Source organism: Bradyrhizobium sp. 4, from assembly GCF_023100905.1.
GTDB lineage: Bacteria > Pseudomonadota > Alphaproteobacteria > Rhizobiales > Xanthobacteraceae > Bradyrhizobium.
Map to the genome: position 1 here is coordinate 424,767 of NZ_CP064686.1, position 26,000 is coordinate 450,766.

Annotated in this window: 28 protein-coding genes, 1 tRNA gene and 1 pseudogene; 12 read left to right on the forward strand and 18 right to left on the reverse strand. The window is 60.9% G+C overall.

Translation table 11 applies throughout. The features are described from left to right. Positions 1-86: 86 nt before the first annotated feature. Positions 87-1,478, reverse strand: coding sequence for a M48 family metalloprotease (locus IVB45_RS02015; RefSeq protein ID WP_018452960.1), 1,392 nt, complete (start codon positions 1,476-1,478; stop codon positions 87-89). A 134-nt stretch (positions 1,479-1,612) separates the two neighbouring features. Continuing rightward, positions 1,613-2,452, reverse strand: coding sequence for a thermonuclease family protein (locus tag IVB45_RS02020; protein WP_247363034.1), 840 nt, complete (start codon positions 2,450-2,452; stop codon positions 1,613-1,615). A 255-nt stretch (positions 2,453-2,707) separates the two neighbouring features. On the opposite strand from IVB45_RS02020, the gene IVB45_RS02025 reads away from it, so the two are divergent. The 3 genes from IVB45_RS02025 to IVB45_RS02035 all read left to right on the forward strand — a co-directional run bounded on the left by IVB45_RS02025 (position 2,708) and on the right by IVB45_RS02035 (position 5,588). Then, positions 2,708-3,913: an ABC transporter substrate-binding protein gene (locus tag IVB45_RS02025; protein ID WP_247363033.1), complete on the forward strand. Its 1,206-nt coding sequence runs from the start codon at positions 2,708-2,710 to the stop codon at positions 3,911-3,913. Positions 3,914-4,047: 134 nt separating this feature from the next. Continuing rightward, positions 4,048-4,836 carry an enoyl-CoA hydratase gene (locus tag IVB45_RS02030; protein ID WP_027567951.1) on the forward strand — a complete coding sequence of 263 codons (789 nt, stop codon included), beginning with the start codon at positions 4,048-4,050 and terminating at the stop codon, positions 4,834-4,836. A 2-nt stretch (positions 4,837-4,838) separates the two neighbouring features. After that, entirely contained in the window at positions 4,839-5,588 is a 750-nt protein-coding gene (locus tag IVB45_RS02035; protein ID WP_027567950.1) for a hypothetical protein, read from the forward strand. 177 nt (positions 5,589-5,765) lie between these two features. On the opposite strand, the gene IVB45_RS02040 is transcribed toward IVB45_RS02035, so the two are convergent. Genes IVB45_RS02040 through IVB45_RS02050 form a run of 3 tightly spaced genes read right to left on the reverse strand, consistent with a single transcriptional unit; the run spans position 5,766 to position 8,842 of the window. Then, a complete protein-coding gene (locus IVB45_RS02040) occupies positions 5,766-6,584 on the reverse strand; it encodes an enoyl-CoA hydratase/isomerase family protein (RefSeq protein WP_027567949.1) in 819 nt (272 codons plus the stop codon). A gap of 15 nt (positions 6,585-6,599) precedes the next feature. Then, a complete protein-coding gene (locus tag IVB45_RS02045; RefSeq protein ID WP_027567948.1) occupies positions 6,600-7,760 on the reverse strand; it encodes an acyl-CoA dehydrogenase family protein in 1,161 nt (386 codons plus the stop codon). Between the two features lie 17 nt (positions 7,761-7,777). Beyond that, complete coding sequence (locus IVB45_RS02050; protein WP_247283054.1) at positions 7,778-8,842, reverse strand: acyl-CoA dehydrogenase family protein; 1,065 nt, start codon at positions 8,840-8,842, stop codon at positions 7,778-7,780. 236 nt (positions 8,843-9,078) lie between these two features. On the opposite strand from IVB45_RS02050, the gene IVB45_RS02055 reads away from it, so the two are divergent. Next, complete coding sequence (locus IVB45_RS02055) at positions 9,079-9,864, forward strand: SDR family oxidoreductase (protein ID WP_247363032.1); 786 nt, start codon at positions 9,079-9,081, stop codon at positions 9,862-9,864. A 131-nt stretch (positions 9,865-9,995) separates the two neighbouring features. On the opposite strand, the gene IVB45_RS02060 is transcribed toward IVB45_RS02055, so the two are convergent. Both IVB45_RS02060 and IVB45_RS02065 read right to left on the reverse strand, forming a co-directional pair. Continuing rightward, entirely contained in the window at positions 9,996-10,268 is a 273-nt protein-coding gene (locus IVB45_RS02060; protein ID WP_196236584.1) for a GlsB/YeaQ/YmgE family stress response membrane protein, read from the reverse strand. A 31-nt stretch (positions 10,269-10,299) separates the two neighbouring features. After that, positions 10,300-10,881 carry a YidB family protein gene (locus tag IVB45_RS02065; RefSeq protein ID WP_247363031.1) on the reverse strand — a complete coding sequence of 194 codons (582 nt, stop codon included), beginning with the start codon at positions 10,879-10,881 and terminating at the stop codon, positions 10,300-10,302. A gap of 159 nt (positions 10,882-11,040) precedes the next feature. On the opposite strand from IVB45_RS02065, the gene IVB45_RS02070 reads away from it, so the two are divergent. Next, the gene (locus IVB45_RS02070) at positions 11,041-12,042 is read left to right on the forward strand and encodes a 2-dehydropantoate 2-reductase (protein ID WP_247363029.1); all 1,002 of its coding nucleotides are present in this window, start codon (positions 11,041-11,043) and stop codon (positions 12,040-12,042) included. Positions 12,043-12,078: 36 nt separating this feature from the next. Further along, positions 12,079-12,294 (forward strand): hypothetical protein, encoded by a 216-nt coding sequence (locus IVB45_RS02075; RefSeq protein WP_247363028.1) that lies wholly within the window; start codon positions 12,079-12,081, stop codon positions 12,292-12,294. Positions 12,295-12,409: 115 nt separating this feature from the next. Here IVB45_RS02075 and IVB45_RS02080 read toward each other — a convergent pair whose 3' ends face one another. After that, positions 12,410-13,042 (reverse strand): hypothetical protein, encoded by a 633-nt coding sequence (locus tag IVB45_RS02080; RefSeq protein WP_007599309.1) that lies wholly within the window; start codon positions 13,040-13,042, stop codon positions 12,410-12,412. A gap of 208 nt (positions 13,043-13,250) precedes the next feature. On the opposite strand from IVB45_RS02080, the gene IVB45_RS02085 reads away from it, so the two are divergent. The 5 genes and pseudogenes from IVB45_RS02085 to IVB45_RS02105 all read left to right on the forward strand — a co-directional run bounded on the left by IVB45_RS02085 (position 13,251) and on the right by IVB45_RS02105 (position 17,027). Next, a complete protein-coding gene (locus tag IVB45_RS02085) occupies positions 13,251-14,768 on the forward strand; it encodes an AMP-binding protein (RefSeq protein ID WP_247363026.1) in 1,518 nt (505 codons plus the stop codon). A 44-nt stretch (positions 14,769-14,812) separates the two neighbouring features. Beyond that, the gene (locus tag IVB45_RS02090; protein ID WP_007604635.1) at positions 14,813-15,451 is read left to right on the forward strand and encodes an RraA family protein; all 639 of its coding nucleotides are present in this window, start codon (positions 14,813-14,815) and stop codon (positions 15,449-15,451) included. A gap of 26 nt (positions 15,452-15,477) precedes the next feature. Continuing rightward, complete coding sequence (locus IVB45_RS02095) at positions 15,478-15,849, forward strand: cupin domain-containing protein (RefSeq protein ID WP_247363024.1); 372 nt, start codon at positions 15,478-15,480, stop codon at positions 15,847-15,849. A gap of 170 nt (positions 15,850-16,019) precedes the next feature. Further along, positions 16,020-16,853, forward strand: a pseudogene (locus IVB45_RS02100) (tripartite tricarboxylate transporter substrate-binding protein). Positions 16,854-16,950: 97 nt separating this feature from the next. Then, positions 16,951-17,027: transfer RNA gene (locus tag IVB45_RS02105), tRNA-Arg, on the forward strand. A gap of 99 nt (positions 17,028-17,126) precedes the next feature. Here IVB45_RS02105 and IVB45_RS02110 read toward each other — a convergent pair. Next, on the reverse strand, positions 17,127-17,384 hold the full coding sequence (locus IVB45_RS02110) for a hypothetical protein (protein WP_247807543.1): 258 nt from the start codon (positions 17,382-17,384) through the stop codon (positions 17,127-17,129). A gap of 791 nt (positions 17,385-18,175) precedes the next feature. On the opposite strand from IVB45_RS02110, the gene IVB45_RS02115 reads away from it, so the two are divergent. Then, on the forward strand, positions 18,176-18,988 hold the full coding sequence (locus IVB45_RS02115) for a BglII/BstYI family type II restriction endonuclease (protein WP_247807544.1): 813 nt from the start codon (positions 18,176-18,178) through the stop codon (positions 18,986-18,988). Here the strand turns inward: IVB45_RS02115 and IVB45_RS02120 are convergent, their stop codons facing one another. From IVB45_RS02120 to IVB45_RS02160, 9 genes are all read right to left on the reverse strand, one after another. Next, positions 18,989-19,627, reverse strand: coding sequence for an MT-A70 family methyltransferase (locus IVB45_RS02120; RefSeq protein ID WP_247807545.1), 639 nt, complete (start codon positions 19,625-19,627; stop codon positions 18,989-18,991). It lies immediately after the preceding gene. 95 nt (positions 19,628-19,722) lie between these two features. Continuing rightward, entirely contained in the window at positions 19,723-20,118 is a 396-nt protein-coding gene (locus IVB45_RS02125) for a response regulator (protein WP_247807546.1), read from the reverse strand. 521 nt (positions 20,119-20,639) lie between these two features. Next, positions 20,640-20,936 (reverse strand): helix-turn-helix domain-containing protein, encoded by a 297-nt coding sequence (locus IVB45_RS02130; RefSeq protein WP_247807547.1) that lies wholly within the window; start codon positions 20,934-20,936, stop codon positions 20,640-20,642. Continuing rightward, entirely contained in the window at positions 20,933-21,331 is a 399-nt protein-coding gene (locus IVB45_RS02135; RefSeq protein WP_247807548.1) for a hypothetical protein, read from the reverse strand. The genes IVB45_RS02130 and IVB45_RS02135 overlap by 4 nt, the downstream gene beginning before the upstream one ends. A gap of 3 nt (positions 21,332-21,334) precedes the next feature. Next, complete coding sequence (locus IVB45_RS02140; RefSeq protein WP_247807549.1) at positions 21,335-21,886, reverse strand: hypothetical protein; 552 nt, start codon at positions 21,884-21,886, stop codon at positions 21,335-21,337. 183 nt (positions 21,887-22,069) lie between these two features. Further along, positions 22,070-22,411, reverse strand: coding sequence for a hypothetical protein (locus IVB45_RS02145; RefSeq protein WP_247807550.1), 342 nt, complete (start codon positions 22,409-22,411; stop codon positions 22,070-22,072). A gap of 1 nt (position 22,412) precedes the next feature. After that, a complete protein-coding gene (locus tag IVB45_RS02150) occupies positions 22,413-22,841 on the reverse strand; it encodes a hypothetical protein (protein WP_247807551.1) in 429 nt (142 codons plus the stop codon). Positions 22,842-23,903: 1,062 nt separating this feature from the next. Beyond that, positions 23,904-24,323, reverse strand: a complete 420-nt coding sequence (locus tag IVB45_RS02155) for a hypothetical protein (protein WP_247807552.1) — start codon at positions 24,321-24,323, stop codon at positions 23,904-23,906. A gap of 96 nt (positions 24,324-24,419) precedes the next feature. Next, positions 24,420-25,571, reverse strand: coding sequence for a type IV secretory system conjugative DNA transfer family protein (locus IVB45_RS02160; protein WP_247807553.1), 1,152 nt, complete (start codon positions 25,569-25,571; stop codon positions 24,420-24,422). Positions 25,572-26,000 lie beyond the last annotated feature (429 nt).

Here is a 26,000-nt window from a genome sequence, read left to right on the forward strand (position 1 = left end):
GCGCCGTGCCCACCACCTTTCGACAATCCTGGCCGGAAATGGTGGGCACGCTTCGCTTTGCCCGCCCTACGGCAGTTTAGTGTATGTCAATCCGCCACGACCTTCACACGATCGCGCACCTTCACCTGCGCGTTGCGATCGAGCCCGTTGAGGACGCGGAAGCGCTCGGCGGGGTGATCGACGCCGGCCATGCGGTGGGAGAGCGATTCCACGGTGTCGCCGGGCTGCACGGTGATGACCTTGATGCGCAGCGGGCGCGCGGCCTGGATCTCGTCGAGCGTCAGCCGGCGGAATGAACCGACGGTCTCGCGCGCATTGCGCTCGCTCTCGGTCGATTTCTGCCGGGCCGCGAAGATGAAGCGGTAGACGTCGCTGCCGAAGCGCAACGCATAGACCTTGAACTGCCACTGGTCACCCTTCGCGGTCGCGGACGCAGCCGGAAAACCGTTGATGGTGATGTCCTCGGTGGAGGCCTTCTCGACGCCCTCCATCCAGCCGGAATTCAGGTAATCGCCGAGCGACTGTTCGGCCGGCACCCGCACGACGTCGAACCGCATCGCCTGCGAGCCGCCGTCGCGCACGCCGATCACGGCCTGCGCGGTGTTGTCGAGCGTGAAATTGTCCGGCGCCTGGAAGGTGAAGCCGAGCTTCGGATGCAGGAAGCGCCGGCCGCGGACAAAACCTTCACTGGGGTCTTCGCCGTAGACGAGATTGTCGATCGCGGCGAGATAGGTCTCGCGGTCGCGCTCGCCGCCCTCTGGCGCTGCGTATTGCCGCGCGATGGTCTGCGCGTTCTGCACGCGCTCGGGCGTTGCCGGATGCGACGAGGTGAAATCCTGCGCGCGCGGATCGAGCGAAGTCTTGCCGACCTTCAGCTCGGCATTGCGCTCCATCGCCGAGAGAAAGCGTGCGGCACCATAAGGGTCGAAATGGGCCTTGGCGGAGATGCCGACGCCGACGCCGTCGGCCTCGAACTCCTGATTGCGCGAAAAGCTCGCCATCGTCAGCTTGGTCTTGGCGAGCGCGAGCGCGGTGAGATCGGGATCGTTGCTCATGTCGGTGACGACGCGGGTGACGATCGCCGCCTGGCGGGCCTGGTCCTCACGCATCGCGGCGTGCTTGGACAGCACATGCGCCATCTCGTGGCTGAGCACGGAGGACAATTCCGACGTATCGCTCGCCAGCGCAAGAAGGCCGCGCGTGACATAGAGCTGACCGTTCGGCAGCGCGAAGGCGTTCACCGCGCCGGAATTGAGGATCGTGACCCGGTAACCCTGATCGGGGCGGTCGGACGCCGCGACCAGCCGGTCGACGGTCTTGGTGACGAGCGATTCGAGCCTGGGGTCGTCGTAGGTGCCGCCATAGCTCGCCAGGATGCGCTCGTGCTCCTTCTCGGTGGCGGGGGTCTGCGCGACGGCCGGCTTCGGCTTGGGCATCGCGACGGTCGGCGGGGCCGCCGCGGTCTGGAACCGGCCCATATCGCCGCAGCCGGCGAGGGCTGAACCCAGCACGAGGCATAGCGCAGCCGGCGCTGCCCGCAGGCGGCGGTGTTCACCTCGTCCGTGCCGTCCTAGCACCCCATTCACGTCGCTTAACCCGTGCCTGGCCCCTTTTAGGGCCTTACCCCTGTCGGCTCGTTTGCGCCCAGCAACTCGATCTGTCCCACGAGGCGTACATCGATACGCGGCCCCGTATTCCCCTCAGCCCAGCCCCGGACACGAATACGTTTATTTTCCAGAGACTTAAGGACGATCCCGGCGCCTTCGAACGCGGGTACCATGCGCTTTGAAATAGTCACGGCGAAGCCGCGTGTCCAGTTCCGTCCGAAGTTGAGGTAGGTCATTGCCCCAGCTTGCCGGACCGACAGGACTTTGCCCTCGACCACCACAAAACGCCCGATCCCCGCCAAAATATCGTCCGGACTTTCCGCGTTTTTTATGGCCGACGGGTCAGCCCAGCTGCCCTTTTTTTGGCGCCTCGCCTCGGCCTCCGACGCCATCAGGGCGGCCGCGCAGTCCTTATCGGCGATCTCGGCGGAGACGATGGCGTCGCCCTGGGCGAGGAGCGTTGCCTGCACGGAGATGTCGCTCTCGCCGACAAAGACCAGCGCGCCCTGGCGGCCATAGCGATCGGGCGTGTCGTCAGCGCTGCGCAAAATAACGTCGCGACCGACGAGCAGCGTGGTCAGCGCCTGCTTCGTGGTCGCGGTCGGCTCGATGCCGGTCAAGCGGATTTCCCGGCCGTCATCGAGACGCAGACTGCGCGCATCGATCGCGGCGACGCGGCCTTCGCCCTGGGACTCGAACTGGCACGGCGCGGCGGACGCACCGCGAGCCGCGACCAGAAGACATGCGACGATGAGATGAAGCAGTCGCGTCACGTTGCCCGGAAAGGTTGCGTTGCGCTCCAACCATAACTCAAGCGCGGTGGGGCGCGAAGACTGTTTGTTCATACTCCGTCATTGCGAGCGCAGCGAAGCAATCCAGAGTCCCTCCGAGGAAAGATCCTGGATTGCTTCGCTGCGCTCGCAATGATGGCGGAGGCCACTCTTCCGCATCTCGTCATTCCGCTTTGCGGAAAGCGCGTGTTGATCGTTCATCTGCAGCGTCCCGCGCGCTTGCTGCGCTGTCGCGCATGCGGCATGATTGCGACAACACCAATAACCAAGCCGCCATTAGAGACAGGCGATCAAGGGAGGTCTTTTTCGATGAAGCATGTTTTGTCGGGCATTTTCGCTGCTGCGCTGGCGCTTAGTGCAAGCGCCGTGCAGGCGCAGGACAAGCCGCCACTGAAGATCGGCGGCATTCTCGACATGTCGAGCCTCTATGCCGACATCACCGGCCCCGGCAGCGAGACCGCGGCCAAGATGGCCGTGGAGGACTTTGGCGGCGAGGTGCTCGGCCGCAAGATCCAGGTTCTGGCTGCCGACCATCAGAACAAGGCCGATCTCTCCGCCAACATCGCTCGCGACATGCTCGACAATCAGGGCGTCGAGATGATCTACGACGTCGCGGCCTCCGCGACCGCGCTCGCCGCCGGCGAGATCGCGAAAGCGCGCAACAAGATCATCATGTTTAACGGCCCGGGCTCGATCCGCCTCACCAACGAGGCCTGCGGTCCCTATACCATTCACTACGTGTTCGACACCTACGGCCAGGCCAATGTGACCGGCCTTGCGGCCGTGAAGTCCGGCCTCGACACCTGGTACTTCCTCACCGCCGACTACGCCTTCGGCCAGGATCTGGAGAAGGACACCAGCGCCGTCGTGACCAAGACCGGCGGCAAGGTGCTCGGCAGCGTGCGCCATCCGCTCAATACGTCGGATTTCTCGTCGTTCCTACTCCAGGCCCAAGCCTCGAAGGCAAAGGTGATCGGGCTCGCGAACGCCGGCGGCGACACCGTCAACGCCATCAAGCAGGCGGCCGAGTTCGGCATCACCAAGGGCGGCCAGAAGGTCTCGCCGCTGCTCGCCTTCGTGACCGACATCGACTCGATCGGGCTGGAGACCGCGCAGGGCCTGTTGCTGGCGGAAGCCTTCTACTGGGATCTGAACGACGACACCCGCGCGTTCTCGAAGCGCTTCCAGGAACGCATGAAGCGGCCGCCGACCTCGGCGCAAGCCGGCGTCTACTCTTCCGTGACGCACTATCTGAAGGCCGTGAAGTCGGCCGGCACGACCGACGCTGCAACAGTCATGAAAGTGATGAAGGAGACGCCGATCAACGACTTCTTCGCCAAGAACGGCAAGATCCGCGAGGACGGCCGCATGTTGCACGACATGTACCTGTTCGAGGTCAAGAAGCCGTCGGAATCCAAGGGCCGCTGGGACGACTACAAGCTGCTCGCCACCGTGCCCGGCAGCGAAGCGTTCCAGTCCCTGGAGCAGTCGCGCTGCCCGTTGGTGAAGAAATAAACCTCGTCATTGCGAGGAGCGAGGCGACGAAGCAATCCAGGCTGTCTCCGCGGAAACATTTCTGGATTGCTTCGCTTCGCTCGCAATGACGAGCGTCGATAGACCGAAGCAAACAACAGCAAGGGAGACGTCCCATGAACGACATGGTCCTGCAGAAGCTCGAAGGCGGGCTGCTCACCATCACCATGAACCGGCCCGAGCGGAAGAACGCGCTCAACCCGGACATGGTCGCCGGGCTGGTCGTGGCGGCACGGCGCGCGGCTGATGATCCGGAGGTGCGTGCGGTCTTGTTCAAGGGCGCGGGCGGCAGCTTCTGCGTCGGCGGCGACGTCAAGTCGATGGCCGAGGGCCGGGCGCCGCTGCCGTTCGAAGTGAAGATGGCGAACCTGCGCCGCGGCATGGAGGTGTCGCGCATCCTGCACCAGATGCCAAAACCCGTGGTGGCGCAGCTCGACGGCGCTGCCGCCGGCGCGGGTCTGTCGATGGCGCTGTCGTGCGACCTCCGCGTCGCCTCCGAATCCTGCAAGATCACCACCGCGTTCGCAAAGGTCGGCTTCTCCGGCGATTACGGCGGCACCTATTTCCTCACCCAGCTGCTCGGCAGCGCGCGGGCGCGCGAGCTCTATTTGACCTCGCCGGTGCTTTCCGCGAGGGAAGCGCATGCGATCGGCATGGTGACGAAGGTCGTCCCCGACGCCGAGATCGACGCGGCCGCGCACGAGCTCGCACTGTCGCTGGCGCAAGGGCCCTCGATCGCGCTCGGCTTCATCAAGCGCAACATCAACAATGCCGAGCATCTGGCGCTGGAGGATTGCTTCGACGGCGAGGCGATCCACCACACCCGCTGCAGCGACACCGAGGATCACAAGGAGGCCGCCAAGGCGTTCGTCGAGAAGCGCAAGCCGACCTTCAAGGGCGCATGACGATGGCGCCCTATATGCGGTTGCGGCAGATCTGCCTGGTCGCGCCGCAGCTCGCGCCCGTAATCACCGATATCGCTGATATCATGGGCCTCGCTGTCTGCTACCGCGACGGCAATGTCGCAAAGTACGGCCTGGAGAACGCGCTGCTGCCGGTCGGCACGATCCTGCTGGAGGTGGTCGCGCCGTTCAAGGACGGCACCACGGCCGGCCGCTTCATCGAGAAGAGCGGCGGGCGCGGCGGCTACATGGCGATCTTCTGCTGTAACGATCCCGACGAGCGCGGTCGTAACGCCAACGCGCTGGGCGTGCGCACCGCCAACGTCATCGACCACGCGCCCTATCACGGCGTGCAGCTCCATCCCCGCGACTGCCGCGCCGCCTTCATCGAGTTCAACCACACCGAAGGCAGCGACGACATTTTGGGACCCTATCCACCGGCCGGCCCCAATTGGCAAAAATTCATCCGCAAGGACGTGACGCAGGCGTTGACGAGCGTGGAAATGCAGAGCCCGGATCCGCAAGGGCTGGCCGAGCATTGGGGCAAGATCATCGGCGTTGCGCCGAGCGGCGATGCTGAACTGAAGTTGCCCAACGCGACCTTCCGCTTCGTGGAGGGCGCCAGCGAAATCATGAGCGCGCTGGAGTTTCGGGTCGCTGATGTTGCCGGTGTGTTGCACGCCGCGAGGGCGAAGGGACATGCCGTGGCGGGCAACGAGTTCTTGCTCGGTGGGGTGACGTTCCGCGTCAGTTGAGTGCTTGGTAGTGATCCGTCACCCTGAGGTGCTCGCCTCTTGCGCGAGCCTCGAAGGGCGACGGCCACCAGCGGGGCCGCTCATCCTTCGAGGCTCCCAGCGCGATGCTAGGCATCGCGCTACTCGCACCTCAGGATGACGGATTGAGAGAGGGCGTGCGGCGCGACCCTGCCGCAATCACCTGCCCTTGAAATTCGCCGTCCGCCGCTCTTCCGTGGCTTTCACGCCTTCCTTGAAGTCTTCCGTCGCGCGCAGGCGGGTCTGCTCCTCGAGCTCGTGATTGGTCGCCGCCATGACGCGGTCGGCCAACCCGGCGCGCATCGTGGCGCGGGTGGAGACGAGGCCGAGCGGGGAGCATTCGGCGATTTCGCTGGCGAGCTTCAGTGCCGCCGCCTTGACCTGGTCCTGCGGCACCAGTTCGTTGGCGAGGCCCCATTTGAAGGCTTCCTCCCCGGTGACGCGGCGGCTGGTGTAGAACATCAGTTCGGCGTTGTTCTTGCCGATCAGCTCGGGCAGCGTCACGGTCAGGCCGAAGCCGGGATGGAAGCCGAGCTTGGTAAAGTTCGCGGAGAAGCGCGCTTCGGGGCAGGTGACCCGGAAGTCCGCCGAGACCGCGAGGCCCAATCCGCCACCGATGGCGGCGCCCTGCACGGCCGCGACGATCGGCTTCTTGGCGCGGAAGATGCGCACGGCCTGGATATAGAGATGGTTGATCGCCCCGAGGCTGTCGGCCGGATCGCCCTTTGCCGTCTTGTCGGCTTCGCGTGCCTCTTGCGCCTGCCGTGCCGGATCCTGGAAATTCGCGCCGGCGCAAAACGCTTTGCCCTGCGCCGACAGCACCGAGGCGCGAATCTCGATGTCGCGATCGAACTCGTCGAGCGCGTCCGCGATCTGGTTGATCAGCGAAATGTCGAAGAAGTTGAGCGGCGGGCGGCGGATTTCGATGGTGCCGACGTGACCAACTTTCTCGACGCCGATATCTTTGTAAGTGCTCATGATGTCCTCGAATGATTAGCGCAAACCAAGCCCGCGGGCGATGATGCCGCGCAGCACCTCGGTGGTGCCGCCCTGGATGGTGAGTTTCGGCGCGGTTTTGATGGCGAAGTCGAGCTGCCGCTCCAGCGTCTCGCGGTTGGTCGCGGTCTCCTCGACGAAGGCGGCGAGATCGCGCACGCGGTGCGGCAGCTGCTGTTCCCACACGGTGCCGATGTCCTTGACGATGGAGGCTTCAACGACCGGCTCCTTGCCGGCTTGCAGCATGCCCGCGACCGAGACCGACATGCGCCGCATGGTGTGGAGCTGCGCCACCAGCCGGCCGATGCCTTCGGCACTGCGGGTATCAGGATTGGGGCCGACAGCGCGAACCAGCTCGGTCAGCACGTAATAGGTCTCCAGGAAACGCTCGGGGCCCGAACGCTCATAAGCGAGCTCGCTGGTGGCCTGCTTCCAGGCGCCGTCGACTTCGCCGAGTACATGATCGTCGGGCACGAAGAAATCCGTGAAGACGACCTCGTTGAACTCGTACTGGCCGGTGATCTGGCCGATCGGGTTCACCTGGATGCCGGGCTGCTTCATCTTGACCAGGAACTGGGTCAGGCCGTGACGCCGGTTTTCGTTGGTCGGCTGCGACGTCCGGAAGATCGCGATCATGTAGTCGGCGATATGCGCCGACGAGGTCCAGATCTTGGTGCCGTTGATGAGATAGCCGCCGTCGGTCTTGGTCGCGCGCGTCTTCGCGGCGAACAGGTCCGAGCCGGAGTTCGGCTCGCTCATGCCGATCGCGAAGCAGATCTCGCCGCGGCAAATACGCGGCAGGATGTCCATCTTGATGTGCTCCGGGGCGTACTTGATCAGAACCGGCCCGCTCTGGCGGTCGGCGACGAAGAACCGCCGCGTCGGCGCGTTGGCGACGCGCATCTCCTCGGTCACCACGTAACGTTCGAGGAACGAGCGCTCCTGGCCCCCATATTTTTTCGGCCATGTCATGCCGAGCCAACCCTTGGCGCCGACCCGGCGAGAAAATTCCGGCGCGTCGGTGTCTTCACGGTTGGGCTTGTGCGGATCGAAGGTGCCGGCGGCGATTTCCTCCGCGAGGAAGGCGCGCACTTCCTTGCGCAATTGCTCGCATTTCTCGGGCAGGCGGATCGGATCGAAACGGAGGGCAGCAGTCATTGTTGTCTCGTCCCTGATCAGCGCGAAGCCACGAGCGGCCACAATTCGTCGGCTCCGCGGTTGGCAATGAGCTTGCCGAGCTCGACGGCCCAGTGGCTTTCCGAACCGAAATCATCGCGCCAGGCCAATGCCCGCAGCGAATAGCGGTGCAGGATGTGCTCCAAGGTGAAGCCGATCGCGCCATGAACCTGATGCGCGATGGCGCCGCCCTTTTCCGCGGCTTCCGCGCAGCGGATTTTTGCCGAGGCGGCTTCGAGGTAGACCGCGTCGTCGAACGACTTTGCGTTGGCGATAGCATCGGCGGCCGAGGTCGCCGCGGCAAGGGCAGCAGCCGACTCGCCGGCGAGGCGGGCGAGATTGTGCTGCACCGCCTGGAATTTCGAGATCTTCTTTTCGAACGCGACGCGCTCGTTGGAATAGCGCACGGAGATGTCGAGCATCGATTCCAGCGCGCCCGCGATCTGAAGGCTGCGGGCGACGCCGCCCATCAGCATCATTGTGGTCTGGTCAAAGCCGTCCGGGGCGGGCTTGACGGTGACGGGCTGCACCTTGTTGAGCGTGACGGTGTCGCTGTGGTCGTAGCCGACATTGAGTCCGGTCTCGATCCGAGCCTTGCTCGCATCGACCAGCGCGATCGAGGCGCCGTCCTTGCCGTGGGCCAGCACCGCGAAGTGCTTTGCCGCCTTTGCGAAGGGCACGCCGCGGGCGCGGCCGGAGAGCGCGCCGTCGGCGTCGCGGGTGATGCGATCCTTGGGCGACGCCGGCAGCACCGTCATCTCCCCTTCGGGGGATGCGATCTTCGCCTGCGCCAGCAGCCAGCCCGCCAGCATGGTTTCGGCCAGGGGAACCGCGACGGCGAAACGGCCGGCGGCGTTCAACAGCGCAAAGCCGTCGGCAAGGCTCGCGCCGGAGCCGCCGAGATCGTCCGGCACCCAGGCCAACGGCAGGCCGGCTTCGCTCAGCGCCTGCCACAGCGGCGCCTGCCATGAATCCTTCTTGTCGTTGTTGACGGTCTGCGGATCGGCGAGATCGGCGAAGATTTTCTCCGCGGTCTCGACGACGATATTGTCACTCTCCGCCACAGCGTTCCCCGTGTTTTGCCATTGGCGCTTCCCGCCCCGTGGGCGGACGCGCAGGTTCTTCTTGCGCCCGATGATCCGAAAAAGCCATGGCCCTGACAAGCGCTGATCGCAGGTCAACCTGCGGCGCGGGCATGGGCGATGAGCTAATTCCGCTTAGCGGAGTTTGCTCGATTTGCAGGGCGCGGCAAACTCGCTAAACAGAATGTCGATACTCAATCAAGGGGAAGGAAATCCGGATGGCAAAGGACAGTTTGTGCGCAGTCGTGACGGGGTCCGCCTCCGGCCTGGGTGCTGCGACCGCGGAAATTCTCGCACGGAGCGGAGCGCGGCTCGTCATCAACTATTCCTCGAGCCAGAAGGAAGCGGAGGCGACCGCTGAGCTGTGCCGCAAAGCGGGCTCACCGGAAGTTCTGGTCGCGCAGGGCGACGTCTCCAAGGATGACGATTGCCGCAAGATCGTTGCGGCAGCTGGCGCCTGGGGCCGGCTCGACGTGCTCGTCAACAATGCCGGCACCACCAAGCATGTCGCTCATGCCGATCTCGATGGATTGTCGGCGGAAGATTTCCAGCGCCTGTACGGCGTCAACACCATCGGCCCGTTCCAGATGGTGCGCGCGGCGCGCAGCCTGCTCGAGGCGGGCGCCAAGGTCTCTGGGCGGCCGTCCGCCGTGGTCAACATCTCCTCCGTCGCCGGCATCAGCGGCGTCGGATCGTCGATCGCATACGCCGCGAGCAAGGGCGCGCTCAACACGATGACGCTGTCGCTGTCGCGCGCGCTGGCGCCGCTGATCCGTGTCAACACGGTATGCCCGGGCTATATCGATACGCCCTGGTTCACCAAAGGCCGTGGCGAGGCGGGCGCCAAGCAAGTGCGCGACAGCGTCGTGGCCAAGGTGCCGCTGAAGGTCGCATCATCGGCGGAAGACATCGCGCAACTCGTCTGCTTCCTGGCGATGCCGGCCTCCAGCAACATGACCGGCGAGGTCGTGCGCATGGATGCGGGCATGCATTTGGTGACGTGAAGTCGTCATTGCGAACGAAGCGAAGCAAGCCAGACTGCCTCCAAGGCAACACTCTGGATTGCTTCGTCGCAAGAGCTCCTCGCAATGACGATGTGGGGGCCGTGTGCCTTTTCCCCAGACGCCTTAGCGCGTCACCCCTTGATCACGCCGCTCGCCACCAGCCGGTGCCAGATGAACAGCACCACCACGGCGCCGATGGTGGCCATGATGAATCCCGCGCCCTGGTCGGGACTGTAGTGCCCGATGGCCTGGCCGATGAAGGTCGCGAGAAACGCGCCGGCGATGCCGAGGATGGTGGTGAGGATGAAGCCGCTCGGATTGTTCGGTCCCGGCGCCAGCCAACGCGCGATGAGGCCGGCGACGAAGCCGACGACGATGATCCACAACAAGCCACCCATGCTCATGTCCGTGCTTCCCTCGTTTGACTAAACTAAATCAGACTCTGCCCGCGATCTCATGCTCGGTCGGCAGCCGTCCGTCCGGCGTCAGATGATCGACCACCTGCGGCAGATACTGGCTGAGACCCGAGAGCAGCTCGTCACGCGACAAGCCGCTTTGGGCGGACAGGCTCTCGATCTGGTCGGCGCCGAGCGCATTGGCGAGATCGCCTGGTGCGATCGCCTTGTTCTCGCCCTTGCCGACCCAGGTATTGGCAGCGTCGCCATGACCGCTCTGCTGGAGCTGGTTGAGGAGATCGCCGAGCCCGCCGCTGAGCACGCTGCCGGCCGCGCCGCCCGCGAGCAGGCCGCCAAGGCCGCCCTTCAACAGGTCACCGAGGCCGCCGCCAGCGCCCGCATTCACCGGCGGGGGGAGATGCGTCGGCGTCGGTGCCGGGGACGGCTGCGGCGCGCTGCCGCTCTGGTTGCCGCTCAAATGCTTGAATGCCTTCCAGGCGAGCAGGCCAAGCAGCGCCATGGTCATGGGCGACATGCCGCCGCTGGATGAGGATTGTGAACTCGGCGTGCTTGGGCCGCGCGGGCCGTTCTGCATGCCGTTGAGGACGTCGAGCAAACCCATGGCGTTCTCCTTTGGCGTTTTCTTGCCGGTAACAAGCCCCGTTCGAAAACATATGAGGCTGTCATGACGGTTACAAGGCGATTGCGCCGCAACTGCGGGAATGGGCAGCAGGCACAGCCTCTGCTATCGAGGGCAGATCGTTAAAGGGGGCAAGCCGAGGTGATGGCGGATCGACCGATCGTGGTGGCCGGCGCAGGCGCCATCGGATGTTTCGTCGGCGGCACCTTGGCGGCTGCCGGCCGCCGCGTCGCGTTCCTGGTGCGGCCGCGGGTGAAGACCGAGATCGAGCGGTTCGGCCTGCTTCTGACCGATTTCGACGGCTCCGAGACGAAGCTCGACCCGGGCCGTCTCGCGCTGTCGGAAGATCCCGCGATCTTTCACGGCGCCGGCATCGTGCTGGTCACGGTGAAGAGCGCCGACACGGCAGGTGTCGCCGACCAGATCGCGCAGCATGCGCCGCAGGACGCCGTCATCGTCTCGCTGCAAAACGGCGTCGGCAATGTCGCGGTGCTGCGCGAGCGCCTCGGCGACCGCCGCGTGCTCGCCGGCATGGTGCCTTTCAACGTGGTCGGGATGGGCGAGGGCCGCTTCCACCGCTCGACCTCCGGCGACATTCATGTTGGCGAAGACGACGCGAACACGGCCGCAGCGCTGTCGGTGCCGGGGCTCGCCATGCGCGCGAGCCACGACATCACCGGCGTGCAATGGGGCAAGCTGATCATCAATTTGAACAACGCGCTCAGCGCCTTGTCCGACATGCCGCTCGCCGCGCAATTGGCGAACCGCGATTGGCGAAGGCTGTTCGCCGACCAGATGGCGGAGGGGCTGGCTGCGATGAGGGCCGCGGGCATTACACCGGTCTCGGCGACGCCGATCCCGTCATCCTGGACGCCCAGCTTGCTGAGACTGCCTGATCCGATTTTCAAGCTGATCCTGGGACGGACCATGAAGATCGATCCCGAGGCGCGTTCCTCGATGTGGCAGGATTTGAAGCAGGGCCGCAAGACCGAGATCGACTATCTCCAGGGCGCGATCATCGCGCTCGCCGAGCAAAACAATGTCGACGTGCCGCTGTCGCGCCGCATTGTTGCGCTGATCAAAGAGGCTGAGGCCGCGGGCACGGGCTCACCGCGGCTGACGCCGCAGCAGGTTCGCGGATAACGCATGAGTTCAGGCTGCGCGACGGGAGGAGCAACGATGAAACGTCGTCTGACGATCGGATTCGCGTTGGCCGTGCTCTGCGCCGCGTCCTCGGTCGCGGAGGCCCGGCCGCCGACGGTCATGAACTCTCCCGGCTATGACAGGCGATTGCAGGAGAGCAGGTCGCAATTGGGCAGTTCTCCGACGACAACGGCGCCTGCGAATGCGCCCGTTGCGTCTCCCAAGCGCAGCAAGAAGAAGCCTCCGAACTGAGGATGTAAGCGCGGTCTCCATCACACCCGTCATTGCGAGCGCAGCGAAGCAATCCAGAATCCCCACGCGGAAAGACCCTGGATTGCTTCGCTGCGCTCGCAATGACGGCGGAGACTCAGCCCTTCTTCGCCGGCTTGCTCGGCGTCGGGCTGAACAGCTTCTTGATGTCGTTCAAACCATCCGACAGCCGCGGCCATTCGCAGGAGAACGAGCCCTTGGTGCAGGGCGCGCCCTTCGGCCGCGGCCGCGCGTCGCCGATGGCGGCCTGCTGGACTTTCGGCCGCTCGACCGGCACCGGCACGCGCTCGACCTCGGTTCGCAACGCGACCCGCTGGAGCTGCTGCACCTGTTGTTCCTGCTGCTCGCGCTGCTGGCGCGCGGTGGCCTGCGCGGCTTCATTGCTGCGGCGCTGATTGGCGAGATAGGCGGTGTAGGCTTCGTCGATCTTCTTCTGCTCCTCCGGCGTCGGATTGGGGCCGGCGATATCGAAGGTGCGGTCCTGGAGGAAATCGTAATAGGAATAGCCGCCGCCTGCCTTGCGCCGGCCGGCGAATTTGGCGTTGCAGTCGGCAAGCGCAGCCGTCTTCTCGGATTTGGTCGTGGCTTTTTCGGCGGCGTCGGCGCAGGCCTCGAAGTCAACAGGCGCGCGCTTCCACCATTGTGCCTGGGCATGCGACGGCGCCAGCAGGAAAAATCCTGCTGCGGCAACCACAAGCGCCGCACGACGCGATGCAACTACGTCCGACATTCTACGAGAGCATTCCTTGCAAAACTCAACCCGAACTGAGTCGGACTGATTTTTGCCCCTTTATGGCCGGCTTGTCACCCATGGAACCCGGGAATTTCATGGCTGCGATGCTGACATTTTTTGCTTGACGTGGCGCGGGAGTCACAGCGTCACTTGATCCTGCGGTCGCCTCGTCGGCGACGCCAAGAAGACGAAGTGGAAACGCCTGATGCTGCTGCCCCTGTCCGACGTGCCGCGCTGGTACGCCGAGCGCAAACCGCAAGGCACGATCGCCGTCCGTCACGGGCAGGATACGCTGACATGGGACGCGCTGGAGCGCGGCGCCAATCGGCGCGCGCGGGCGTTCATGGCCAAAGGCGTCAGGCCCGGCGACTTCGTCGCGATCGGTTTGCCGAACGGCAATGCGTTCTTCGAGACCTCGTTTGCGGTGTGGAAATGCGGGGCGACGCCGACCTCGCTGTCATGGCGGCTGCCGCGCGGCGAAGCCGCCGCGGTGCTCGACATCTTGAAGCCGGCGCTGGTGGTCGGCGGCGAAGCCGACTGGAACGCGCCGAACCGTCTGCCCGCGGATTTCGTGCCGGAAGGGTTTTCGGACGAGCCGCTCACCGCACCGGTGACGCGCTATTGGAAAGCGATGACCAGCGGCGGATCGACCGGCCGCCCCAAGGTGATCCTCGATCACCAGCCGGCGGTGACCGACACGGTCGCCGCGCCGCCGCTCAACATCCCCTTCGGGGTCTCGCTGCTCAATCCCGGTCCGCTCTATCACAATGCGCCGTTCATCGTGTCGCATTACGCGCTGTTCACCGGCGGCCAGCTCACCGGCCTCGTCAAGTTCGATGCCGAGGAGGCGCTGCGGCAAATCGCGCGCGAGCGCGTGCAATGGGTCAATTTCGTGCCCACCATGATGCACCGGATCTGGGCGCTGCCGGAGCACGTGCGCAACGCCTATGATGTGTCTAGCCTGCAAACCGTCTTCCACATGGCCGCTCCGATGCCACCCTGGCTGAAGGAGAACTGGATCGCCTGGCTCGGGCCCGAGCGAATCTGGGAGCTCTATGGCGGTACCGAGCGGCAGGGCTCCTGCATCATCTCCGGCACGGAATGGCTGACGCACAAGGGCTCGGTCGGCAAGATCGGCGAGATGGCGCGCTTGCGCATCATCGGCGAGGACGGCAACGACGTTGCGCCGGGCGAGACCGGCGAGATCTACTTCCTCAACAATGACGGCAAGGATGCCACCTATCACTATCTCGGCGCCGAGCCGAAGCGCCGCGCGGACGGCTGGGAATCGCTGGGTGATATCGGCAGGCTCGATGCGGAAGGCTATCTGTATCTCGGTGACCGCCTCGCCGACATGGTGCTGCGCGGCGGCGCCAACATCTATCCCGCCGAGGTCGAGGCTGCCGTCTCCGCCTGTCCGGGCGTGCGCTCCTGCGTGGTGGTGGGATTGCCCGATCCGGAATTGGGCCAGCGCGTGCACGCCATCATCGAGCCGGAGGGCGATGCGGTCGGTCAGGCCATCGCCGACGGCATGGCGGATTTCCTCAAGGACCGGCTCAGCCGCTACAAGCATCCGGAGAGCTTCGAGATCGTCACGGCCCCGCCGCGCGACGATTCCGGTAAAGTTCGCCGCACCCTGTTGCGCGACGAGCGCGCGGCGTGGATGAAGGAGGGGCGCGCGTTCCGGGTTTGGCCGGCGAAGGCGCGGGTGGACGCAGAGTAAAGAGCGCACGCCGAGTAAAGACAATTACGGAAGGATTTTGGGACATGACCATCACCATCGCTGCGAACGCCGTGCCGAAGCCGCCGGCCGAGATCATCGAGGGTTTTCGCGGCGCGCCGACCTCGGTCATTTCGGACAATCTCGGCCGGCTGCCGGGCGCAGTGGGGCTAAAACCCTATCATCGCGGCGCCAAGCTGGTGGGCACGGCCTTCACGGTCCGCACCCGTCCTGGCGACAATCTCGCCATCCATCGCGCGCTCGAGTTGGTGGGCCCCGGCGACGTCATTGTGGTCGATGGCGGCGGCGATGAGACCCGCGCGCTGGTGGGCGAGATCATGAAGAATATCGCGCAATGGCGCAAAGCCGAAGGCTATGTCATCGACGGCGCGATCCGCGACGTCGCGGCGTTCGCGGCCGATGACTTTCCCTGCTACGCCCGCGCGGTGATCCACCGCGGCCCCTACAAGAACGGCCCCGGCGAGATCAACGTGCCTGTTTCGATCGGCGGCAGCGTGATCTCGCCCGGCGACATCGTCGTCGGCGACGAGGACGGCGTGGTGTCGTTTGCCGCCGCCGGTGCCGCGGCGCTGCTGGACGCCGTGCGCGCCCAGGTCGCGCGCGAGGAGGAGACGCTGAAGGCGATCCGCGAAGGCCGTTATCAGGGCTCGTATGGCAAATCCTGATCAGAGAAAAAGAAGGGGAGGATGGCGTGAGCCAGAAGGACGAATTCCACAATCTCGACGACACAGCCGACGGATTGTTTCGCGAGCTCGCGGCAGGCGTGACCACGCGCATCTTCTCCGGCGAGCAGGCCATGCTGTCGGTGGTGACCCTGGCGCCGCATGCGCAAGGCACGCTGCACCATCATCCCGAGGAGCAATGGGGCGTGCTGCTCGACGGCTCCGCCATCCGTGTCCAGGGCGATGAGGAGATTGCCGTGAAGAAGGGCGATTTCTGGCGCACGCCCGGCAACGTGCCGCACACCATGCGCGCCGGCCCCGACGGCGCTCGCGTGCTGGACATCTTCAGTCCGCCGCGGCCAGAATACAGAAAAGCGGGATCCGGTTTCGGAAAGACCTAAAGCGCCAAGAGCAAAAGCCGGGCGCGAGAAAACAGGGGAGGGATACCATGACGATCACACGACGGACGCTGCTCGCAGCGCCGGCTATTCTCGCGATGACGCCGGCGTTGGCGCAGGCTTCAAAAATCACGCTGGTGGTGCCGTTTCCGCCGGGCGGATCGACCGATGCGATGGCGCGGCTACTCCAGAGTCATCTGCAAACCAAGCTCAGCCGCATCGTCATCGTCGAGAACAAGTCGGGCGCCGCCGGCGCGCTCGGTGCGGCGCAGGTCGCCAAGAGCCCGCCTGATGGCTCGACGTTCCTGGTCACCTTCGATTCCCACGCGGTGATCCCCTCCATCCTCGACAAGCCGCCCGTCGATGTCGAGCGCGAGCTGATGCCGGTGTTGCTGGTCGGCACCGCGCCATATGTGATCGCGGCCGGTGCGGGCCGTCCCTACAAGAGCTTTGCCGACGTGGTGGCGGCCTGCAAGGCGACGCCCGGCGCGGTGAAATATGCCTCCGTCGGCATCGGCACGCTCGGCCATCTCGCCATGACCGTGCTCGGCAACAAGGCCGGCGTCGAGATCATGCACGTGCCCTAGCGCGGCGGTGGCCCCGCGATGAACGACGTGCTCGGCGGCCATGTCGATCTGATCGCGGGATCGGCGGCGCTGGTCGCAGCCCAGCTCGGCACCAACATGCTGCGCCCGATCCTGCAACTCGGCCGCGAGCGGCTGCCCGGCCTGCCGGATACGCCGACCGCGATCGAGGCAGGCTTCCCGGATTTCGAGACGCTGGCCTGGTGGGGCATCTTCGCGCCCACGGGCACGCCGCCGGACATCGTCGCCGGCCTCGCGACGGCATCCAAGGAGATCCTGAGCGAGCCCGCGACCGCCGCCCAGCTCAAGGAAACGCAGCAGATGACGCTGCTGCTCGAGGATGGTCCTGCCTTCAAGACTTTCTTCGACAAGCAGGTCGCCACTTGGGGCAAAGTGGTGAAGGACAACAATATCCGGGCGTGAGGCTGTCCGGCTGGCGTTTGCATTGATCGAGGTGAGGGCTTCCGATCCCGCCTCCGCTTTGATATGAAGCCCCGGTAACCCGCTCTGCGGGTTCCGCGGTCCCGTAGCTCAGCCGGATAGAGCGACGGTTTCCTAAACCGTAGGTCGCATGTTCGAGTCATGCCGGGATCGCCAGACTTTTCAAACGTTTAGCTAAAATCCCCGTCGGGTTTAGCCATTTTCTAGCCACTAACCTCGTAAGAAAAAGCCCCGTTTTGAAGCGGGGCCTTTGTCTCAATCTCGTTCTTTGACGATAGTTTTGCTGCGGGTGCCATCATCATGTTCTTTTTTGATGACGGTGGTGCGATCGGCAGGCTCGTGCTCTCTGACTACGGTTTCACGTTCACGAACAACATCGCGATCTCGGTCGGGGCTTTGACCAACAGTCACGCCAGCCCCAACTGGGCCGACGCCGACACCGACGCCAACTTCATCCGCGAGTGCGGGCGTGGCGAGCGCGCCCAATGCAGCTAATACCAGTAGGGCTTTCATCGACATCTCCTCTGTCCATTACAGAAAAGGAGCAATCCAGCCCTTTGGACGAAGTTCCTGAAGCGTTGCAAACCTCTCCGGAACTTGATCGGACACCAGGCCACTACCCGTTCAGTGGTGATGCCGGTGTCGCCACCGGCATCGTTCTGACTTAACGCTGACCCTTCTTTTCGTCCTGAGACAAGACAGAGGCTGCGAGCTTCTTCGATTCAGCAGCGGTCGGCTTTTTGTCGCCGCTGAGAACCTTGGATGCAAGGGTGGAAAGTTTGCTCGACGATTGCTTAGTAGCCATTTTAGTTCCGTTCATAATGCAAGGGAGAAATCTCCCTTCGTGAATGAGACAGACTTGACCGATTGGTAGGACTTCGATTCAATGAAGTCGTCTATCCACCCATCGACCTGCCTTGCCCGTCTCGGGTTTGTGGCAGGCTGAAAACTTCGAAGCCGCTTTGAGCCTTGCCGCTCGGGGCGGCTTCGTTGCTTCCAGTTCCATCGAAAGTACGGTACGCGCGTTACGCCCGTCAAGAACTAGTGCGAGTTCCTGAATCAAATACTAAATATGGTGGAAAGCCGAAGAAAACGGGGGGCTTAGCACCGCCTCGAACTGCGCCAAGCATCAGTGATTCCTCACATATTCGGAAGCGAAAAGAATCCCTATCCTCCGCTGAAATTTAGCGCTGTACCCACTGTTCACAGGCCCGGATTTTTTGAGCCGCAGGTTGTGGTCGCACCACAAGCTATTCTGGCGCTTCCGAATTGCGCCACGGCCGAATCAGATACCGTCGCCGCCCATGGCGACGATTGCAGAGCTACAAGCAAAAGGGTTCGAGGTTCAGTACCTCTCGCACGCAAGCGCGATTCTGACCGTTGATTTTCCGGATGCACTCACTGAGCTATGCTCGGTCCTGATCGATGCGACGATCCCGATTGAGGAGATCATCGCTGGCGGTGGTGGCGAGTCAAAAGGCACGCAGCGGCTTCGCAAAGCACTTACGGAATTGAAGTGGCCGAAGACCACGTTCACCGTGCAGAAGATCATCAATGGCAAGGAGCGCGAAGCGATCTCGCATGAAATCGATCACGTTCGTGACTTCGATGCTGGCACAATCGCGCTCGAAATCGAATGGAACAACAAAGATCCGTTCTTTGACCGCGACCTTGAAAACTACAAACGTCTGCACGCCGATGGTGCCATTTCGGTTGGCGTGATCGTGACGCGCGGCAAATCGCTACACGGCAACATGCGCGATCTCGTCAGGCGTTTTGTCGATGAGCGCAAGATCGAGAAGTTCGACGATCTGCGCGAATGGGGCTACGAGCCGACTTCAAAACAGCGCAATGCGATCAATAAGCGGATGACGCGCAAGAAGAAGCCCCTGACTTTTCAGGATGCCTTCATCGACAAATTTGTGAAGGATAAATTCGGCGAGGCAACGACGCACTGGCGCAAGCTCGAGGACCGGGTGCATCGCGGCGTCGGCAATCCGTGCCCGCTGCTGCTGATCGGCATGCCCGATTCGATCGTCACCTTCCACGAGGGCAAGAAGGCGCTTGAGGAGGTGCTGGAAGCGGAGGAGGACGAGCCGGAAGAGGCGGAAGCGTGACTACTCTGCGGCGATCTGAGAGTTATAGCCGTACGTCTTCCATGTCAGCTTGTAGTCCTCGGACTGGTTGCCCCAGACCGTCCAGCCCTTGCGCGGGCCGCGTGCGAAGAGCTCGAAGAATGGACCGGGTGAGCACTTCTCGATAATCGGGTACTGCTCGTCGGGCTTGCGGCTGTGTTCGCGCTTGCGAGTCGCCATGAAGTTGACCTGCGTGCGGCCGGGCGCAAGCGTCCGCGCATTCTTGCCACGCACCCCGAAGAGGAGAATCTCGGTCACGTTCCGGAAATAGAACCCGACACCACGCCCGTCCGGGCCGCCATCCTTCCGGATTTTGTGCCAGACGATATTTCCCTTGTACTTGAACCCCCACGCCTCCATGACCCGCAGGCCGTCTGGCAGCATGGCGTTAGGCACCCAGAGGTACAAATGCGACGTGTCGGCCGCAACCTTGCCAACGGGGAGAGCCTCGATGTCAGCAAGTGTCATCGTGTCGTACCGGGCGAGCCGCTTGTGCCCGGGTGCAATCTTGCCGGTCTTGTTCTGAAACTGCCATGGCGGGTCGGCAAGGATTGTGCCGAATTTCTTCCCATGCGCCGCTCGCAAAAGGTCACTCGTCGGATCTGTGCGATTCGTGGACATAAAATATCAGTAGATGAGGCTTGGACTCCCGTCAAAGCCGATGTGTTACGTGAGTAAAAATACAAGGGGACGGTGTACCGGCCGGTACTGGTCGTTCATGTAGGCGTTGGACTCGCTGCATTGAGAAGCTGTGATACCGCTGTCGTCACTTGCGAGGGAGCGAAGGGCTTTGTGATCAACACGCTGTTGGGCACACCGTAAGTGGCCCACTGGTCTTGGCTGTCGCCGGTCATGTAGACAACGGGAAGATCGGAATTTATCTCACGAGCGCGCCTCGCGAGATCCCAGCCCGTTGGTTTACCCGGAGCGAGGTTGATGTCGGTAACTAAAGCCCGATACGGAGCGTCGGGAGCATCAATCATGTCCCGGGCGTCTTCTGGCGTGGATGCCTGCGCAACCATGAAGCCACCATCAACGAGCGCTTCGCCAACGATGTCGTGAATGAGCGGATCGTCTTCGACTACGAGAACAACGACTACTGAGGTATCCATGCAAGCAGCTCCTGCCATGAAAGGCGGCGGGAGCTGTGCGGATAAGACGCTTCTCTCAAACGCTGAGTGCCAGTACTCGGTTCAGCGGCTGCCTCTTTTAGCATCGCAGTGATTAAATTTCAATCATTTTGTTCGTTCACAAACGAACTGCTGTTGAGTAACGTACTCATTTTGAGCAATCAACCTAGGCGTAGCTATCTGCTATCAATAGTTCCGATGCTGTTGACAGAGCGGTAGCAACTTTGTCTCTGGCTGATGGATGATCGGACTAACTCTTTCCGTCCGGATTTCTAACCTGCCAATTGCATCGACCCCGCAGATGCCGCCAGCGTTCTCCGGGACGACAAAGCAGCAGCGATCTTTGAGCTCGAGATGAGCGTCGTGTGCATTATTGCTCCCGAGCCTCCATTTGCCTCGACGGTCTTTGAAAAGAAAGCCGGTGTTGAAGGCAGAGTCTCTAACAGTCTGTCTGTAGTTTTTCGGGGTCGGCCACCAGTTGTTCATGTCGCGGAGTTCGGCGGTCATACCTTTGCTGGCGTCTGGTAATTATCGAACCACGCCAGTCTCTCATCATTCTCCTTGAGCATCTGTGCTCTCTGGGCGGCATTGAGGTAGGTGACACCATTGATGCTGACGAGGTAATAAATGAAGTCCGCACCGGTCTCCTCAGTTCGGAAGACGTAGTCCTGTTTTTCGAGGTCGATGATACGGGCCGCGCAGCGCGTGATGAAGTTTCTGAGACATTCATTCCTGGTGATCATTCCACGATCGTGGAGGCGAGCACGGATACGCTCAAGCTGGCTGAGTTTGTTTTTCATTTCGCGTAGTTGCTGATGTAACCCGCAGCTTCGGGGTCTGGTAATGGAATCTCAGTGAGGGCGGAAATCTTGTCGAGATATTCTCCGAATGCGATTTTGTCCAAGTCTTTCGTCGAGGCGGGAAGTTTGATTTCCTCCCCACGTATTTTCTTGAACACTGGCGGCAGTAGTTTGCGCTTGAAGAATTCGTGAAGGTCGTTGGAATTTTCGCCAGTCTCTCGCTCAATCACGCCGAGGTATAGCCAGTAGTAAGAATTCTGGTTGTTGGTGCGGTCGATTTTCTCAAGCTCAATCGTTACCCTCTTGCCGTCGTTCGCGAGCAACCATTCCCCGAACTTCTTGAGAAGAACGGGGCCAAAGTTCAATTTCTGATCTTTGATGTTTGCGTGAAACATGAGCTAATTGAAGGGCGTGTCCTCCCGCGTAATCCCGTCCACAGGAGCGAATGGATCGCCACCTGTGAATAGCGCCGCAAGGTTGACTGGCGTCGCTCTCAGAGCCGCCTGAGCCTCTACAGGCACATCCCTGTGCGGAGACGGCTGTACAGAATACTCGGTGTCGAGCTTCTGGCCCTTTTTGGTGATGGCGATGTCGTAGGCCTGCGGATTGCCCCAGTCGTCATTTGTAACAAGGTCTTCTATCGGGCCTTGGATTGAGGCCTGGGTGATCTCCAAGATTTGCACCTTGCTGTCGCGGTAGTTCCAGACGGCAAAGGCCCAGAAGTGCTTCACCTTGTCTGCCACTCCGTTCTGTACACGGATGTCCTCGGGGAGGGTCTCAGGGCGTGCCTTGAGGCGAGTAGGCTTGTTGTCGTTGGTCCAATAGAGAAATCCGATAACAGGACTTGAGAGGATGCGGAATTTGTTAGCGCCGTCCTCTAGCTTTGCGTAATTTCCTCCCGCTGTCTTTGGTGCTTCATATCCTTCTGGAAGCCAATTGTCGTTTTGCATATTGTTTAGTTTTTAGATTCGTAATTTTGTCCTATCTGCTCGCCTGCGTCGTAGCCGTTAATAAAGTCGCCTTGGCCTGTAGCGGCCTCGACCCGCCGCCATCCTCCGTCACCCTTTCGATGTGATCCATTGAGTTGTAGGAGGCGGCGCAAGACCTGTGTTGTTGTTTTGATGGCGAGCATATTACTTAAGGCGATCTTTTAGTTCGTCGAGCGTCAGGTTTTCGAGCCAAGCTTCGTATGCATCTGACATGTCGTCGTCAGTGCCGTGGTAGTTCTTGGCGTGTGCTTCTTTGAGCTGTTCTTCCTGAGTGACGGTGAGGTTTTCAAAGAGGGCGGACTTTTCCTGTTCGTCTGCCAGCGTCTTTTTGTAGAGCAGGATGTAAGCCTCTACACGGTCTGCCTCTTTGATGTTGTCTTCACTGCCGTAGGTCTTCGTGACTTGAACGCATTCCATCATGTCATTCATAATCTCTGCTGGGATTGAGTGAATGACGGTGCTGTATCCTTCGAAGTAGGCTGCCATATCATTTTTGTTGTTCTTGTAATTCCTCCGCCACCTCTACGATTGTTGCGGCGAGACTGGTATTGAGTTCGATCAGTTTGTTTTCAATTGCGTAGATGAGCATCTTGGCGCGAGCGTCGGCTTCGGTTTTCTCTTCGATTTTGTACGCCTCAGTGCTGTCTTGAAGTCTCATCAGGGTGGAATAGTAGCGATTACCCATGAGACCTTTCTGAGTAAGGACGTAATGGCCACCGAAGTTTCCTGGCATCATTTCGCCAAGCTCCGCGACGGTGAAGGCGGCCACACATATTGTACCCTCAATACCAAACCGCAATAATCGCCACTCTCCGTCTTCGTGCTCTATCCATGAAAATGCACTCTCCCACTTCACTCCCAATTCCTTGAGCTTCTTGGCGAGGTCGAGGCTGCAGACCTGTTGTTCGAGTTTCATACGAAGTGAGCTGTCGGAATTGCCACGCTAGTAAGCGCAGTCACGAGCAGAGCACTCCACGCGATAAGGTGACTACCGTTGAATGAAATGTTGAGCGCGCGATATTTGCGGCGCTTCCATTCCATGAGTGAGCGTTGGGAATCTTTTGCGTATTGGACGAGTTCGTTCTGACAGATGGTGTCCATATTCAAGAAGCGAGATACTTGAAGGCGCAGGCGATGATAAATACACAAGTGACCCACACTGAACCCTGAATAAATGAATTCATGATTATTTTGTTTATCCCTCAGCCCCCGCCGTCATCGAGTGAACGGACGGAGGAAGCTGAAGGCTCGATGATATTTGTAATGCGAGAGAAAAGCTGGGAGGGAGAGCTGAGTTATCGGTGTGCGTTGCACTCAGCAATGTCAGCGGCACACAAGCTGTCTCTCCCCCTCCAAACTTTCCTCCCGTCGTCACGAGCTGGGATGGGGCGACCGTCGAAAGAAAAAATGTTTATACATCGCCCCGTCCAAACTCGCGACGGGAATCCTAACTTCAGTTTTCAAAGATCAAACAGTGGAAGAGGCGACCGGCGTAGATGCATGCACTCCGTGTCGGGTGCCTAGGTCAGCCGCCTCTTTGATCCACCTGTTTCAATTTTACGCGTGGAATGCTTACCGTCAAGCTCGCGCGGGTGAATGTGGGGATAGCCGTTTCCAGCGTGCAGCGGCAGCGTCTTCGGCGATTCTTTTTCGGCGGCTTTTCGACAACTTCTTCGCGCGTGCAATGCCGCCAAGCTTTCCGAGCGCTGATGCGTGTTTGTTCATAGCGTCAAGTATAGCAATTACATTCCCCTTCGGGTCCACTTTTCCCCAGCACCGCTACTTCCCAGACGCTTTGGCATTTGGATAGATCCTCTTGAGCTCATCGGCCATGCGATTTGCTTCTTCCCTCGTCGCATTGTACTTATCAGAAGGTGCGAACCTGTCCGTAATGAGCACACGTAGCTTGGGCTCAAGGTCAAGAGCTGCCAAAATGGCAATCAGCTGTCCTTTTTCCGAGCCGCATCGGGGCTCCTCACTATTTTGCAACGGCGTCCTTTGGCGCGGGAAAGATTTTCTTGATTTCGTCCGCCATTCTGTTGGTCTCTTCACGTATCACATTGTACCTGGAGGCCGGAGCGTATTTGTCCGTGACCATCACGCGGAACTCGGGGTCAAGCTCAAGCGCGAGAAGCCACGAAATCAGAATCCCTTTTTCAACGCTTCGTTGGGCGATGACCGTTTCCCACATTAGTTGGCACACTTTTTTCTGCTTGGGATCTTCAAGAACCCCGCAGGCCACCATCCGATATCGCGCCGCCGCGTGCGAAGCGGCATCGTTGGCAGAGATCCACGCATTTATTTTATCGGAATATTCCTGATCCGCTTTCTTGTCAGCGTGCGCAGATGCAGTGAAACCAATAATGCTGACGCCAGCAATAACTGCAATCCAATGCATGGGAGCCACCTTTCGTGTTCTCCGCAAGGATAGGGAACATACACCGCATTTACTTTTTGAAGAAGCGTGGCGACTGGGTGAAGAAGAAAAGTCTAATTAACCGTTCCTTCGCCAATTCCCCCAGCCCAGACTAGTAGATTTCGAAAGCATCGCTTCCACAAGAGCCCGCGATCGACCAAAATTTGCAGCAGTATTCCTTACATTGCTCGGCAAGTGTCCCCGTTCCAACTCCGCCACCTCCGTCTGTGCAAGAGTTGCATCCGTCCTTCGCCCGTTTAGTGTCGAGACAAAGCGATACTCTCCTATCCCAAGGTTCATTAGAATACTGGGATGACAGTCCATTGCTGTACCCATAATCGGTGCGTCGTTGGGACCGACCCTAAACGATATGAGAGTGCCAGCATTTCCGAGCACCGCATCTCGCACCTCGTCACTTAATTGAGAAATGAACTGGTGAGCGATGGTGAGTGACAATCCCCACTTCCTGGCCTCAGAGAGAATGGTGGCAATTGTCGATGTGCCGAATGACTGAAATTCATCTATGAAAAGGTCGTAGTGCTTCGGTTCCCGCGCTGATTGCGCCGCTTGCTTGAATGAGTTGATCAGGAGCGCACCGATGAGCGCAGCGGGTTCATCACCCAGGCCAGAGAGATCGCAAATCAGCACCTCGCCGCGTTCCAGTATTTTGTCGATGTGCAGTGTGGTGGTTTGTCCGAGTATGTAGCGGAGCGGAAGCGGATCAGCGAAGGCAGCCACTTTGTTCTGGAGGCTTCCAATCTCCTCAGCTTGCTGTTTCGGCGTTTTTTGAGCAAACTCCGTCCATGTTTGACGAGTCTCTATATCAGTACACTTCTTTTCCAGGCGGGCTCTGTATGTGCTGTCAGAAAGAATACGCCGAATACCCAACAAGGTTGTGTTCGGGCTGTCGAGCAGAAGCCGCACAGAAGCTCGCAAGTAGTATAGAAGCCGAGGCGTCTCAGGTCCGAGCTTCCAGACGTCGGCGAAAATAGCGACGACATCTGCCGTCACCTTCCATCTGTCGTCGGGATGGACGTCTTGAAGGGGATTGAGACCGATGGGATGGGATAGATCGGCGGGCTTCCAGAAAACGCAAGGCCGACTATCTGCAATCTCTTTAGCCAGAGTCCCGTGCTTATCAATAAGACAGAATGCCATCTCGGGTATCAACTGTTTGAGCAATGTACTCTTGCCCGTACCGGTCGCCCCGATCAGATATTTGTGCGCCATGGACGAAAGCACTAAAGCTTCTCTCGTCCGTAACTCACATCAGTGTAGCTTCAGAATACCACGGTGAACTTGTGAATGATGGATGCGGCAAAGCCAATTCAAATCCAGTCTGCGCGAGTAATCTTGATGATGCGCGTCAATTTTCGTTTCAGTGCACCCATCAACCTCGCAGTGCTCTGGCCTAATGAGATGACCTTTTTTCAAATGGTATCTGACATTCGCCCGGGCATTATGCTTGTCACGGTTCCTTGCAATATATCCGTAGACTGACCGCCTGACCGCAGCCTTGCCAGCCTCGGTCTGTTTCCACTTTTTTACGAAGTGACTTTTACACGGGCGACACACATAGATGACGTTCTTCAATCTGTTCGTAGGCTTCGGAGCTTCCTTGACTAGTAGGTCTTCAGTCGTTCCGCATTTCCAGCATTT